Here is a 13,529-nt window from a genome sequence, read left to right on the forward strand (position 1 = left end):
TTTGGTTTGGTCACCGAAAAACTTCTCCAAATTGGGGTGAAGTCCCTTTTTTATCCCTAGAAATCCTTGTGTCTCAAGGGCTCAGATTTCTGCAAAATGCTCGATTAGCATTCACACTCCTATTTTTACATGCCCAACTTCAGCAACGCGAAGGGCTTCGAGCCATTGCTGACGATGTTCTATCAAAGAAATTTCAGCAAGAATTAGGACTGTCATCGATCAGCCCCGCACAGCTTAGTCGAAAAAACAATCGGGTAGAACCTGCTTTGCTTGAAGAAGTTTTTGTCGACCTTGTCCAGCAAATTCAACGCGTTTCTGGAAAAGCCTGCTCTCTTCGAAAACACATAAAGATCATTGATTCCACTACAATTGGATTATGTTTGCAAAAGTATAAGTGGGCAACCTTTCGCGAAACAAAGGCAGGAATCAAAATTCATCTTCGTCTCGTTTTCGCAAGCCAGGAGGATGTCTATCCTGAAAAGATTTCCCTAACTTGTGCCAAATCCAATGACCGCACCCAAATGGAGTCGCTGATTGATGAGATCGGAGCCATGTACGTCTTTAATCGAGGGTACGTGGATTATGAAAAGTTCGATGAGTATACCGATCAGGGCATCTTTTTTGCTTCACGTCTCAAGGATAACGCGGAAACTCGTCATTTGTATACTTTCAAAGTACCACCAGAAAGCTCCGTTTTATCCGACTCCATGATCCTTCTTGGAACGCCACAAAAACGGGTGGATAATGTGTTACGACTGATTGAAACGCATGATTCGAAAGGAAATCGTATTCGAATCATCACCAATCGGTTCGACTTAGAAGCAGAAGAATTGAGCGACATCTACCGTTGGCGCTGGCAAATAGAACTGTTTTTCAAATGGATGAAACAACACGCAAAGATCAAGACGTTCTATGGAACAAGTGAAAATGCGGTCTGGAATCAAGTTTTTCTCGCTCTCATTGCTTACTGCTTGTTGCTTCTTGTAAAGCTGGAAAGAAACAGTCAGCACAGTCTGCTGCAAATCAGTAGATGGCTCAAAGTGTTTCTCTGGCAGACCTTTGAACAATGGATAGGCAGAATGGATTACCAATCCAAACGAACATCCAGAGGGCGACAGAAAAGGAAGTAAGTGTTGTTTGTTGTTGTCGATGTTGTAATAAATGTATAAAACTACTAAATGGATAGTGGCTACCTTTTGCTTGGCTGTTCTCGTTTTTGGTTGTGAAGTTGAAAATGTCATTCAGAATAATTTGACAATAGATGGATTCATTTTTTATGCAACGCTAATGTAATTTCATAGACTTCGGAAATCTTCAGAGCATATTTTTCTGTGCCAAGCTCAATCACTATATACTGGTCTTGCTGTGAAACTTCCATTGTTTCACCCCCTAGGTATATTCACTCAACCAAGGAATGCGGATTCGGATAGAAGATACGGCAGATCATGCCAAGAAAAGATACTGTCTGTTTTTAACATTCATGAGTATGGTACAGCTCAATAAAGTGCGATTCACACATTTGTAGAAATACAGTCAAATAATACGGATCAAATTGCGTGTTTCGACTTTTCCACAACTCTGTTTTGGCATCCGCGAACGAAATGCTTTTACGGTAAGGGCGATCCGAAACCATGCAGTCGAACGCATCCAATATGGAACAAATTCTGGCGTAGAATGGGATGTCACTGCCAATCAAACCGAATGGGTAACCCGTTCCATCCAGACGTTCATGATGGTAGAGAACCGAACTGGTAACATCCTGGTTGGTGATGCCCTCCTTCTGTAAAAATTCGTTTCCCCATATCGGATGTTGCTTAATTAATTCCCATTCATTTTGGGACAGTGCGGAGGATTTTCTTAAAATGGATTTTGGAACAAAAATTTTACCGATATCGTGCAAGGAGCATCCCAGTACAAGTTTTTGCGATTGCTCTTGATTTAAATTTAATTCTGCGGCCATTCGTCTTGCCATATTACTAACGCGAATACTGTGATGATAAGTAGTCGAATCGTGCAACCATAATTTGTGCAGCCAACTTGCGATACGCTGATTCAATAGGATGTCCCTCCATTAAAGATAATGTTGACAGGACCCATATTGTTTTGTAACTTATTGCCTTAAGTGCCATACACACAATTTCGCACAACTGAACTTGTACGACATCAGGAGGGACAAAAAATGAAACATGGTATCGTGGGGCCAATTGAGAAAGAGCAAGATGAGTTGACGGACGAAGAAATTGTCAGTATGTTTTTGGCAACATATCAACACTCAAAAAACACGTTGCGAAATTATAAGTACGCGATTGAACGATTTCAAAAATTCATCGGTAAAAAAAGGCTTAATGAAGTTACTTGGAGGGATGTCGAACTTTATAAACTGAGTCTGCTCAAGAGGGATGAAAACAATAATCGCCAATATGCCACAGCGACAATCTCCGTATTACTGGCTCCGCTTCGTTCTCTTTATAAGTGGGGGAATAGTGTCAATATTAATTGTTTTACCCACGATCCGGCAGCATGCATCAAAAAACCGAAAGTTTCAAATAACAGCAGGCGGCATTTTTTAACGAAACATGAGGTTGTAATGATATTACAGCAATTAAACACCATGGGGCTTCGCAATTATGTCATCGGCTTGACTTTGGTTTTGCTTGGTCTGAGAGTTTCCGAATTGGTTTCTATGGAATGGGACGATTTTCATTCGGATCCCATGGGAACTTCCATTTGGTTGACCGTGCTTAATGGAAAAGGTCGGAAAGAACGGGAGGTGAAAGTACCCGAGATGCTCTGGAACCTGCTTTGTTCATACCGTATGGAAGATAGAAGAAGTGGCAAAGTTTTTCCGATTACCTCCCGTCAGGTTGAACGAATCATCGAGATCGCCCGTAAAAAAGCGAATTTTTCCAAGAAGGTAACCCCCCACTGGTTGCGGCACACCAATGCAACCTTGGCTTTGTTGAACGGGGCGTCCCTTCAACAGGTGCAACAGACTCTGGGGCATTCCCGCATCAATACGACACAACGTTATATACATACAGTGGAGCAAATCAAAAAAGCAGCTCCGGATTTTGTCGAAGATTGCCTGAAGGAAGTACTCTAGTGTGCAAGTTGAACAACATACTCTCTAAAAAGAAAATGATTGAAAATAATTGTTTTTTCATGGTATATTTGGATCGATATTTGCAGAATTTTGTCTTAATATGTCGTACAAGTTCAGTTGTGCGACATTAATAATGATAATTATATTATCATTATCCCAATTAGCGGTAAATTCATACATAATTCGCCAAGATATCATTATCCGTAAGATAATCTCCATTCTCTTGAGACTGGCTTTGAGCCGCACACATCAATACTTACCCGTTTCGCTTACCTGTTTATATAATAAAGTATCTGTTTGTAGAGTAGAGAACTGAAACGAGTTCTGGCGACCTGAAGGTCGCCAGAACTCGTTTCAGTTCTCCCTCATCAAACCGTACGTGAGGTGGATCGGCTACACTGAATTCCTTCAGCACAAGGGAAAGCGCCGCGTTGATTTATGTGGGCGAATACCCGTAAGTGCAAGTACCAACGGAAAAACGGGCTCTGCCTCCTGGCGGGCTTGCCTTTGGCTTTTCGTTCCTTTACATCCCAGTTTCAGGAAGTTGCAATTTGGATAAACTGCAAAATAATCGGGACGCCTTGGGAGGGTACCTCGCTCAGAACCAGCAGCCCGTTTTGCACGACATAGCTGTTGGGCGGTTGCAAAATCCCGTTGATGAACAAATTGACGATCGAAACCGACTGCTGTCCGAGAATCCCTGAGGTGCTGAGCTGTGGCACGGCATCCGCGTCGGTGTACACATTTTTTTGTCCATCGGAAAACGTCGTGTATTGATAAATCGTGGTGGTCAGCAGTCCTGGCGTGCACGGACACGGCGGGCAAGGGGGGCAGGTAGGGCACGGCTGTCCCGGAAAAATGTCTGGACATCCCAAAGGCATGAGCTGATAGCGCACATTTAGGGAGTACGTCCGATTGGCGGCGCTGCACTGGATGTTTCTTTGCTGCAAAACTTTTCCCTCCTCTCTATACGAATGATGCGTGCGTTTTTGCGGCTGCCGGTTCACCTCCAAAGCTTTCCATGCGTAACTCGGCTAAGCTGTTTTTGGTCCAACGAGAACGGGCAAAAAAGGAGCGTGCGCCACTTCTCCCCCCCATGTCAGACAGTCTGGCGACGGAACGAGAGTACCCCAGGCATGTACAATCGCCTGGGGCTTCCCGTTTGAGTGGATCTCTTGTTTTAGTTGACGACGAATTCAACCAAGACAGGTGTCCCCGCATTCTCAGCGTCGCCATCCGGGATCGTGATAGTGGTTGTGCTGATGGTGGACGTGTTTCCTGGCTGCAGGACGCCGTTGATGTAGAGATTGTAGAAGGCAAAGGTACTTGGGAATGCAGTAGCCGCAGTACCCGCATCTGTACTGAACTCGGTTGCTGCAATCGCAAAAGTGGCTCCTGTACCTGTTCCGGCTCCCATCGTCGAGGTGAAGCGCAGAGACGTCATAAATGGTTTGATGATTGGCATGCACACCAACTCCTCATGTAAAGTACGTAAGGAAAAAACCTTACAATACATATCAAATGAACGAATCTGCGTTCCCGAAACGGACAAACATCATCTGGGAGGACGTATATTTTATCGGTTTCGAACCTGCACACCGTGTATTTATCTGCGTTGCCAGAACAACGCAGCCAGACGGAATGAGCCCTATTCGAAACAAAAGATAATCTAGGCTCCTTCTTGCTAGAAAAGTGCCCCCTCTTGCCTTGCTGCCCTTTCGGCACCTCTCTTCAATAGAAGAAAGGCAATAGCGCGTCTGTTCCCAAACGTTAGCCTTCTGCTTCCCCTTTATGACTCAACCTCTCCCCAGCTTGAAAAATAGAAAAAGCGCCCGCACTCAGCCGGACGCCCCTGCTCATTCCTCATATTCGATTGTCGCCAACAGCTCCACAAGCCCATCGCCTACGTGCTGCTCACCCGTCAGCGCAAACAAAGCTTCATTCACAGTCCCGTAGTTGGTCACTTGCCCGTAGAGCAAAATAACTGTCGGAAAACGGGCAATCTCCCCGGACAGGTTCGGCGGAATTTTTTCGGCAAAACTCTCCCCGGCGGATACGCACTCGCGCTGCAAATAAGCCAAAAACGCTGCCCGCTCCTCTACCTGCGCCACCGCGTGCACCTCGAAAAAATCTTCGTCAACCCAATCCAGCCCTGCGGCGGCCATAAATCCGGACGGGATCACGTCCCCGTCCTCCGTGTACTCAGGCTGCAGGAAAGACTGCAGCTCTTCGTCCGTCTGCAAGGTCGTTCCCCAAATCGCAACGACATGCTTCATTCCCCGTTCCCCTCCTGCCCGACATGATCTGCCTCCACTCCCGGCCTCTTCGTCCAACTCCGCAAGAACGAGCGGCAGCCCTTCTGCTTCCGGCAGGGCAGGCACGCTGCGGTCAAATAAGCCCGCTGGCTGCCAGACACGAGCTTTTCTCCTTCCTGCGGCTTCCACAGCGAACGAACCCAGCCCGCAGCATTGGCTCCCTGCGTTTCCGCCAAAAGCTCGCACCATGGCTCCCTTCCGGAAAAGGTCTTTTCCTGCGCGATTTTCGTCACCCATGCTTGCAAAATGCTGTCCGGCGCATACTGGCGAAACGCCACCCGGACGCGTTCGTCCCCTGCTCCGTGCATCGCGGCGTATTCGATCAGCCAGGAAAAGTCAGTAGCCGCTTCTTCCAGCGAACGCTCTGCAGCCACCGCTTCCAGCTTTCTGCGTTGTGCCCGTGCACATCCAGGCCATCCGCTCCGGCAAACGGCTCGTAGTTCCAGCTCTCTGCCCCGATACACCCAAGCGCTGTCACCCGGTCGACAAATGCCGTGAAGCTTTGCCCGAGCAAAAGAAACTCGCCTGTCTCATGCCCCCAGGCATACACGGGCGGATCGTCTGCGCCAGCTCGCAAATCCAGCAGCAGCATGTCGCCATTGCCTCCTGTGTGGAAGCAAAGATACCGCTGCTCGTCGCTCGGGTCTTCCTCGTCGCCAAAATAAGGCCACTCGAAGCCGTCCAGGCTCCAGCCGAAATCCCCGCTGAGGGAAAAAGGCTCGCCCGTTCTCGCTGGCAACGACCAGCCAACCTGGACGCGACTCGTCCCCGCAAGCAAAATCCGGCGAATGGCCGCAGGCAACCTGATCCCCAGCCGCGCTTCCGCCTCTGCGACTTGCTCTGGCACAGCAGGCGGCCCGATGATGAGCGGCCAAATACGCGCCCCTTGTCTTTCCATGTCCGTCATAAGCGTTTTCCACGCGTGAACCCACTTTTCCATCTGCTCGCGCATTCAGGCAGCTCCTTTTTGTCCATGCTTGACTTGACCTGCTTTTTCTTATTGTTACGAATGTAGCCGTCGATTTTCAATCTTCCAAAGAACCAATTTCAACCAAATTTTCCACGCTAACATGCTCAAAACTTGGCTGGCCCCATGCTGACCGTACCTGTCGTCCCCAACCGCCACTTACCAATCACTCCAGCCGCTCCATCTCCCCATGCCACCGCACACCCGCATGCAAAAAAACGTTTCCTTCGAATCGGAAACGTTTTTTCTACACCGGCACGATCTATACCGGCACTAATACGCTTTTAACCATATGGCGGAATTGATGTCCGCTCACCATTACCGTCCCGTCCTGGCGATAGCCCAATGCTTCGTAGAGCTGGCGCGCACGCGGATTTTCCTCGTCCACCAAAAGGGCGATGCGGTCATGGCGGCGCTGGATTGCCTCCTGCTCGAACGCTGCCAGCAGCTTTTTGCCGATCCCTCTGCCCCTCTTGTCCGAGCGCACCGCTATCGAATCGAGGTAAAACTCATCGTCGCGCGCTTCCTTGACCAGCGCGGGAGCTACGCCCGTCCGCTTTTGGACAAACTCGACAAACGGCCGATCGAGCGCTTCGGTCTGGCTGCCATGATAAAACAGCGCCAGTCCCATTGGCTCGTCTCCTTCCATGGCAATGACGGCATTTTCGTAGCTGAGCCGATTTTGTTGCTGCGCGAAAAACTGCGCCATCAGCGAAATGGCCTCGTCAGCCTCCGTCGCTCCCGTCAAGGTGTACGCGATATCTCCAATGGCTTCATAAATCAGCGGTGCCGCAAATGCTGCATCTCTCGGTTCCGCTTTACGTATCATGGTACTCTCTCCTTGCGTGTACTGTACGTGTCCATGCGCCGTCCCCTAAACAGACGGCTGCGAAAGGCGACCCGTTTTTTTGCTGGCCAAAGCCAACATCAGTCTCATTGTGGCACACTTTGCGCCCAAGGTCGAGCTACCCGCACAACTGTCACAAATTGGCAACAAAGAAACCGCTCTCACATAGAGAGCGGTCTGTCTACGCCTACCCGATCATTTTTTCAATCGTCAGCTTGCGCTCGTAACGCAAATCGAGAAACTCGCCGCTGCGCCGCACCAATGGCCGCATCGGCTCGTCCTGGTGAATCAGAATTACTTCGACCTCTTCCCCGCTGCTCAGGCGCGCCCTCGCCCCGACGTACAGCAAAGCGATGTAGCGCACAAAAACCGAGACCACCTCAATGTTCAACAGCCCGTTGCAAGCTTCCTTCCACAGAAGCTGCGCCGCCTCGAACGGAGAAGTTCTGCCTTTGTAGACCCGGTCGGAGCAAATCGCGTCGAACATGTCGGCGATCGCCAAAACCTGGCACTCCAGCGGTATTTCGTCGCCTTTTCGCTGTTCAGGATACCCGGAGCCATCCAGCCGCTCGTGGTGAAGCAGCGCGCAGAGCGCCAGCTTCTCTGAGCCGCCTTCCATCTTGCGAATCATGTCGTAGCCGTAAGTCGTGTGCTTTTTCATGATCGCAAATTCTTCCTCTGTCAGCTTGTCCGGCTTGAGCAGCACTTCCTTGGGAATGCGCATTTTTCCCACGTCATGCAAAAATCCTGCGTTCCCCATAAACGTCACCTGCTGCTCGTCCCACTTCAACAGCCGGGCGATCAGCGAACACAGAATACCTACGTTCAACGAATGCCGATATGTATAACTGTCCGCCCCTTCCAACACGTACAGGGAACGAAACAGTCCCAGATGCTTCGTCGATTTTTCCAGCACATTCGCAAAAATTTGCGAAAACTGCTCCAGACTGCCCACCTTGTCCTGCTGCAGTTGATCGAAAAGCAGCCGCGTCTGGTCCAAGGCTTGTACGTAAGCGGCGACAGTCTCCGCGTCAGCCTCCAACTGGAATAATTGTGTAGAAACCTGCTCCCCCGTTCCTTCCGTCCAGGTTTGCACGACCGCAACCTCTCGCACTCGCTGTTTCAGAAGAATATGTACATGTGCAGCCGTAATCGTCGTATTCTTTCCCAGCAGCAAAACTCCGCTGTTGGAGTAAAGATCCTCTGCTAATACTTGCCCAATCAGTTTGTGATCGACGGGTGCCGTAGGCATACAATCAACCTTTCCAGTCATGTATTTTCCTAAATTATAGAAAGGAAGGGGAAGAGTTACAATCTTTTTTTCGACAATTGTCATGATTTCGCGAGCGGGACGTTCTGCTTGCGCCGCACATACGATATAGAGCGAATGCTAGCGGTGATTTCAAGGAGGGAACGCGTTTCATGACGACACTGTACATCACGCCAAAGGCATGGAAACAGATCGAACAGACTGTACGAAAAAAACCCTCGCTGGAAACAGGAGGGATCATGATGGGATATCCGCTCGGGGATGAAAAGTGGGTCGTGACGTTTGCCAGCGACCCGGGGCCAAATGCGATTCATCAGCCGCACTCGATCTTTTTCGATGATGACTACTTGAAAAGGCTCGTCCGCAAGCTGAGCCGAAACCGCCAGTGGCAGTACATCGGCGATTGGCATAGCCACACGATCAAGCGGCTGTCCCCGAGCAAAGGGGACAAACGAACCATCTGGGCAAAAGCTTCGCAATCCGTGTACATGTCTTCCTCCCCGCTGATGCTGATTGTCGGGCTTGGCAAGCGCAATCAGCTTCAGGCGCGCGGGTTCATTCTCGGGAATACCCTGCGCGAAGTTGGGAAGATCGAGCTGTATAATCGGCAAGCTCATCGACAGCCCGGCGAAAAAGCTCCATCGCCTGGTTCTTCCCCCAGCTTGGCTGGTTCTCTGCTACGACACAGATCGCATAGCGCGGCTCCTCCAAAGGAGCGTAGCCGACAAACCAAAGGTGATTTTTGGAATCGCTTGTACTCCCTGTCTGGGCGGTCCCGCTCTTCCCGGCAACCTGCCAGGAAGAATCCAGCAGTATTTGGCCGGTCCCATCTGTAACGACCTTGCGCATCATTTTGCGTAGCTTGCTCGCTGTCACATAGTCGATTCCGGCGGCAGAGAGCTTCTGCTCCGGAAACTGGTAGAACGGCTGTCCGTTTCGATAAGCAATTTCCTTGACCAGACGTACCTGCGCGGGTTGGCCGCCGCGCAGGATCGTCACCATCATGTTCGCCGCCTGCAGCGGAGTAATCCGCACATCGCGCTGGCCGATTGCGCTCTGGATCAAGACGCCCTCGTCGCTGTAGGAGACATCCTTCGCAAACACACGGCCGCTTTCTTCGCCATCAAGCTGCTTGAATCCATCCAGCTTGAACAGATGCGCAGTTGCATGCCCCACCTGAGCGGTCAAGCCCAGTCTCCGGGCGTACTCCTCCAGCTTTTCTGAGCCGACTCTTTTCGCAATTTCCGCAAAAGCGATGTTGCACGACTCAGCGTAAGCCTCCTCCATCGTGACGCTGCCGTGCCCTTCCTTTTTCCAGCAGGAAAAATGGTACTTGCCGTACTCGCCCGTACACGTAAACCGCTCCGTAGGGGAAATCACGCCTTCCGCCAAGGCGGCAGCGGCTACCACCGTCTTGAAGACAGAGCCTGGCGGCAACTGCTTGAACGCCCTGTTTTTCCACTCGCCGGCTTGGCCGCCTACATTCGTCTGGTCGTAGCTTGGCCGGCTGACAGCGGCGAGAATATCGGCGTTTTGCGCATCCAGGACGACGACGCTGCCTTCCCGCAGGCCGACCTGATCTGCCGCCGCCTCCATTCGCCGCTGAATGTCCACATCGAGCGTGGTCGACAGCGAAAGCGGGTAATATTGATTGCTAGGCTTCGTATAGCGAATGTCCAGTCCGCGCAGCGGCTTGCCCTGGCCGTCGACGTAGTAGGACAAGACCGACGGCTCCACTCCTTGCAAAAAGCGGTCAAAGCTTCTTTCCAGCCCGGATGCGCCAACGGTAGATTCCGCATTCATTTTGCCGCTCGCCCATTCGTCCGGGTAGAGCGTCTCGACCATGCCAGGATTTTTGTGAATGAAGCCGATCAGATGCTTGGCCACTTCATCTGTGCGGTAGCGCTCCGTCACCGCCAATGCTACTACACCGGGAATCGCAAGCGCGTTGATTTCGTCTGCCTGCTTTTGGGTAAGCTCGATCAGCTTGCCTGTTTCGCTGCGCAGAAGCAGCGGGACCTTTGCTTTTTCCATCGTCTCGGACAGCCGTTCTTTTGGCTGGCCTGTAATTTCCGCCAGCCTGGCAAGCCCTTCTGTCCCTTCCAGGCTGCCGCGGGCAAGCGGAAACAAAATCAGGGCGAGATGCTCTACGCCTGTAAACGCATAGCCGCCGCGATCCAAAATATCTCCGCGGCCGCTGTGCAGCACAAAGCTTTGCTGCCGCTGCTTCACCGAAGCTTTCACCAAGTCGATTCCGCGCCGGGAAAAGCGATGGGGCGCGCCGAGCTGTATCCACCACAGCCGGGCAATCAGCCCTACCCAGAGTAGCGTCATCGCCATCAACACGAGAAAATGCCGTCGTTTGATCCGTCGATCAAGCTGCATGCCGTTTCCCTCCCCGCCCTTTTTTTCCCAGTATTGCCGGAATCGCCGGGCGAGAAACTTTTCCATGCAAAAAACACACTGCAACTGGCAGTGTGCTTTCGTTCAAAACCGGATTGGATGCTACAGCCTGGCTGGCTGCTGTTTTTCCAACAGGATGTTTTTGATTTTCGTCGACAAAAGATCGAGTGCCACGCGGTTGTATCCGCCCTCGGGAATGATGACATCCGCATAGCGCTTGGTCGGCTCGATGAACTGCAGGTGCATCGGACGCACAACATTCAAATATTGATTGACCACAGAATCCAGCGAACGGCCGCGCTCCTCGATATCGCGCACGATCCGGCGAACGATGCGCACATCCGCATCCGTGTCGACAAACACCTTGATATCCATAAGATTGCGAATCCGCTCGTCTTCTAAAATCAGCATCCCTTCGAGAATGATGACGTCCTTCGGGTCTACCTGGATTTGCTCGCTCTTGCGGTTGTGCACCTTGAAATCGTAAATCGGCTTTTGGATCGCCCGTCCTTGCAGCAGTTCCTGCAAGTGGTGCAAAAGCAGATCGTTGTCAAATGCAAGCGGATGGTCGTAATTCGTCAAGGCGCGCTCTTCTATACTCAGATGGCTCTGATCCTTGTAGTACGAATCTTGCTCGATCATCGTCACGCTATCGTTGCGGAACTGGTGATACAGCTCCTTTGCCACCGTGGTCTTTCCCGAACCACTGCCTCCTGCTACCCCAATCAATACGGGGTTACCCATGCCACATGTCCCCTTCCTCATGCTGCTTCTAACGAAATCACCCTACGGCTGCATGCGTTTCTTCAAGCTGACAGCCAGTCCGTCCCCTACTGGTATGAACGTCGTCTCCAAATCCGGCCGCTCTGCCAAATGCGCGTTGAAGGCGAGCAGCTTGTCCACCATCGGCCGTTGTCTTTTGCCTGCCTCGTCTGGCGTCGCCACCAATCCGCGGAACAGGACGTTGTCGCTGATGACAAGTCCCCCCTCCCGGAGCAGGGGCAAGTACAAATCGAGAAACGCCCGATACTGTCCTTTGGCCGCGTCGATAAACAGGCAGTCAAACTGATAGGAATCAGGCAGTCCAAGCGTCGCGTCGCGCGACAGGATTTCAACCCGGTCCGCGCAGCCCGCTTCCGCTACATTGGCCCGTGCCCGCGCCAGGCGTTCTTCATCTATGTCCATCGTGACAATCCGCGCCTGTGGTGCTGCTTCGGCAAGCCAAATGGTCGAATAGCCGATCGCTGTACCTACCTCCAAAATCGATTGGGGGCGATGCAGCAAAAGCAGCATTCTCATCACCTGAGCGGAAGCAAGCTGAACGATCGGAATATTTTCTTCGGCAGCTTCCTGTTCCAGTCGCGCCAGAAGCGGCGATCGCGCCGGAACCAGGCCCGACACGTAGTCGTCGATTGCGGGATTGGTTATCATGATTTCACTCCTCTTTCGTTACAACCGCATTATTATAGCATACCTCGCCAAAAAGAACAGAGGAAACCTGGTTAGTTTCCCCTGCTTTTTGCATCATTTGCGTTGTGCTCAGAAAGTGTTTTGGAGAAGTAATGCTCCGAGGTTCCGTCTTTTTTCGTGACGTAGAAAAAGTAGTCGTGCTGTGCGGGATTGACAACCGCTTCCAGTGAGGCTCTGCCCGGATTGGCAATCGGTCCCGGCGGCAAGCCCGGGTTCAGGTACGTGTTGTACGGGCTTTTCACCTTCAAATCTTCATACGTCAGCCGATCGCGTTGCTTGCCCAAAATAAACTGCACGGTGGCGTCGGCCTGCAGCGGCCATTTATCGCGGATGCGGTTGTAGTACACGCCGGCGACGAGCGGCCGCTCCTTGTCTACCGTCACTTCCCGTTCCACGATGGAAGCGAGGCTGACCGCCTCATCGAGCGTCAGTCCGCGCTGTTTGAGCTGCTCTGTCCACTGCGGCTGCCATATTTTCTCGAATTGGGCCAGCATCCGCGAGACGACTTCATGCGCAGTGGCGTCCTTGTCCACCTCGTACGTCTCCGGGAACAAATACCCTTCGAGACGGTGCTTGCGATCCTTGTTTTTCGGAATCTGCGCCACAAATTCGTACTCCGGAAATTCTCCTTCGTTCACTTCTTTCAGAAAAGCTGCTTTCTCGACAATGCCTTCCTTGTCCAGATGTTCGGCAATCTGCTCAATGTTCCAGCCTTCCGGGATGGTAAAACGCGCTGCGTTCACTACCGTTTTTCCCTCTGCCATCGCCGTGAGCATATCGTCAATGGCTTGTCCTGTTGTAAACTGGTACTCGCCTGCCTTCAGTTGCGGGGCCACGCCTTTGTACTTCACGTAGTACTGGAACAGATCGGCATTGCGGATCAGCCCTTGCTCTTCCAGCAATCTGCCGATTTCCCGCACGGAAGAACCAGTGGGAATCGTCACGTTTTTGGCCGTTTGCGGTCCGTCTACGGGTTGCAGTCCTTCGTACATATACCACGCTGCTCCCCCGGCAGCCACGATGGCGATGAGAAACAAGGCTACCAGCCACATGACAATCCGGCCGCCTCTCCTGCGCCGGTACGCAGCAGGTCTGTCTGATCTGAAATCAGGCTTCGCTGACATTGGTTTCAAGCTAGAAATCCTCCCTTTAGG

14 protein-coding genes and 1 pseudogene are annotated in these 13,529 nt (G+C 51.6%); 3 read left to right on the top strand and 12 right to left on the bottom strand.

Going from position 1 to position 13,529, the window contains the following annotated elements:
* Positions 1 to 68 precede the first annotated feature (68 nt).
* Positions 69 to 1,130 carry an IS4 family transposase gene (locus M655_RS18190; protein ID WP_286085856.1) on the top strand — a complete coding sequence of 354 codons (1,062 nt, stop codon included), beginning with the start codon at positions 69 to 71 and terminating at the stop codon, positions 1,128 to 1,130.
* Between the two features lie 341 nt (positions 1,131 to 1,471).
* Here M655_RS18190 and M655_RS18195 read toward each other — a convergent pair whose 3' ends face one another.
* The gene (locus M655_RS18195) at positions 1,472 to 2,056 is read right to left on the bottom strand and encodes an HD-GYP domain-containing protein (RefSeq protein WP_081414796.1); all 585 of its coding nucleotides are present in this window, start codon (positions 2,054 to 2,056) and stop codon (positions 1,472 to 1,474) included.
* Positions 2,057 to 2,179: 123 nt separating this feature from the next.
* Between M655_RS18195 and M655_RS18200 the strand changes: the two genes are divergently transcribed.
* A complete protein-coding gene (locus tag M655_RS18200; protein WP_051353982.1) occupies positions 2,180 to 3,103 on the top strand; it encodes a tyrosine-type recombinase/integrase in 924 nt (307 codons plus the stop codon).
* A 536-nt stretch (positions 3,104 to 3,639) separates the two neighbouring features.
* Here the strand turns inward: M655_RS18200 and M655_RS18205 are convergent.
* The 7 genes from M655_RS18205 to M655_RS18235 form a co-directional block, all read right to left on the bottom strand.
* A complete protein-coding gene (locus M655_RS18205) occupies positions 3,640 to 4,053 on the bottom strand; it encodes a DUF4183 domain-containing protein (protein ID WP_026558410.1) in 414 nt (137 codons plus the stop codon).
* A 230-nt stretch (positions 4,054 to 4,283) separates the two neighbouring features.
* Positions 4,284 to 4,568 carry a DUF4183 domain-containing protein gene (locus tag M655_RS18210; protein WP_005832515.1) on the bottom strand — a complete coding sequence of 95 codons (285 nt, stop codon included), beginning with the start codon at positions 4,566 to 4,568 and terminating at the stop codon, positions 4,284 to 4,286.
* A 391-nt stretch (positions 4,569 to 4,959) separates the two neighbouring features.
* The gene (locus M655_RS18215; protein ID WP_005832514.1) at positions 4,960 to 5,379 is read right to left on the bottom strand and encodes an immunity 22 family protein; all 420 of its coding nucleotides are present in this window, start codon (positions 5,377 to 5,379) and stop codon (positions 4,960 to 4,962) included.
* Positions 5,376 to 5,792 carry a hypothetical protein gene (locus M655_RS18220; RefSeq protein ID WP_007782264.1) on the bottom strand — a complete coding sequence of 139 codons (417 nt, stop codon included), beginning with the start codon at positions 5,790 to 5,792 and terminating at the stop codon, positions 5,376 to 5,378. Before M655_RS18220 ends, M655_RS18215 begins: the two co-directional genes overlap by 4 nt.
* Complete coding sequence (locus M655_RS18225) at positions 5,741 to 6,370, bottom strand: SMI1/KNR4 family protein (protein WP_051353983.1); 630 nt, start codon at positions 6,368 to 6,370, stop codon at positions 5,741 to 5,743. Before M655_RS18225 ends, M655_RS18220 begins: the two co-directional genes overlap by 52 nt.
* Before the next feature lie 277 nt (positions 6,371 to 6,647).
* Positions 6,648 to 7,214, bottom strand: a complete 567-nt coding sequence (locus tag M655_RS18230; protein WP_007782270.1) for a GNAT family N-acetyltransferase — start codon at positions 7,212 to 7,214, stop codon at positions 6,648 to 6,650.
* Between the two features lie 205 nt (positions 7,215 to 7,419).
* Positions 7,420 to 8,484 (bottom strand): HD-GYP domain-containing protein, encoded by a 1,065-nt coding sequence (locus tag M655_RS18235; protein WP_005832511.1) that lies wholly within the window; start codon positions 8,482 to 8,484, stop codon positions 7,420 to 7,422.
* A 260-nt stretch (positions 8,485 to 8,744) separates the two neighbouring features.
* On the opposite strand from M655_RS18235, the pseudogene M655_RS18240 reads away from it, so the two are divergent.
* Positions 8,745 to 8,966, top strand: a pseudogene (locus M655_RS18240) (Mov34/MPN/PAD-1 family protein); the annotation flags it as partial.
* A 91-nt stretch (positions 8,967 to 9,057) separates the two neighbouring features.
* Here M655_RS18240 and M655_RS18245 read toward each other — a convergent pair.
* The 4 genes from M655_RS18245 to mltG form a co-directional block, all read right to left on the bottom strand.
* Positions 9,058 to 10,887 (bottom strand): peptidoglycan D,D-transpeptidase FtsI family protein, encoded by a 1,830-nt coding sequence (locus M655_RS18245; RefSeq protein ID WP_026558411.1) that lies wholly within the window; start codon positions 10,885 to 10,887, stop codon positions 9,058 to 9,060.
* 120 nt (positions 10,888 to 11,007) lie between these two features.
* Positions 11,008 to 11,649 carry a uridine kinase gene (gene udk, locus M655_RS18250; RefSeq protein WP_005832508.1) on the bottom strand — a complete coding sequence of 214 codons (642 nt, stop codon included), beginning with the start codon at positions 11,647 to 11,649 and terminating at the stop codon, positions 11,008 to 11,010.
* A gap of 42 nt (positions 11,650 to 11,691) precedes the next feature.
* Positions 11,692 to 12,336 carry an O-methyltransferase gene (locus M655_RS18255; RefSeq protein ID WP_025847113.1) on the bottom strand — a complete coding sequence of 215 codons (645 nt, stop codon included), beginning with the start codon at positions 12,334 to 12,336 and terminating at the stop codon, positions 11,692 to 11,694.
* Between the two features lie 71 nt (positions 12,337 to 12,407).
* Positions 12,408 to 13,508, bottom strand: a complete 1,101-nt coding sequence (gene mltG / locus M655_RS18260) for an endolytic transglycosylase MltG (RefSeq protein ID WP_026558412.1) — start codon at positions 13,506 to 13,508, stop codon at positions 12,408 to 12,410.
* Positions 13,509 to 13,529: the final 21 nt, after the last annotated feature.

The sequence above is a fragment of the Brevibacillus sp. NSP2.1 genome (genome assembly GCF_000470975.2).
Taxonomy (GTDB): Bacteria; Bacillota; Bacilli; order Brevibacillales; family Brevibacillaceae; genus Brevibacillus; species Brevibacillus agri.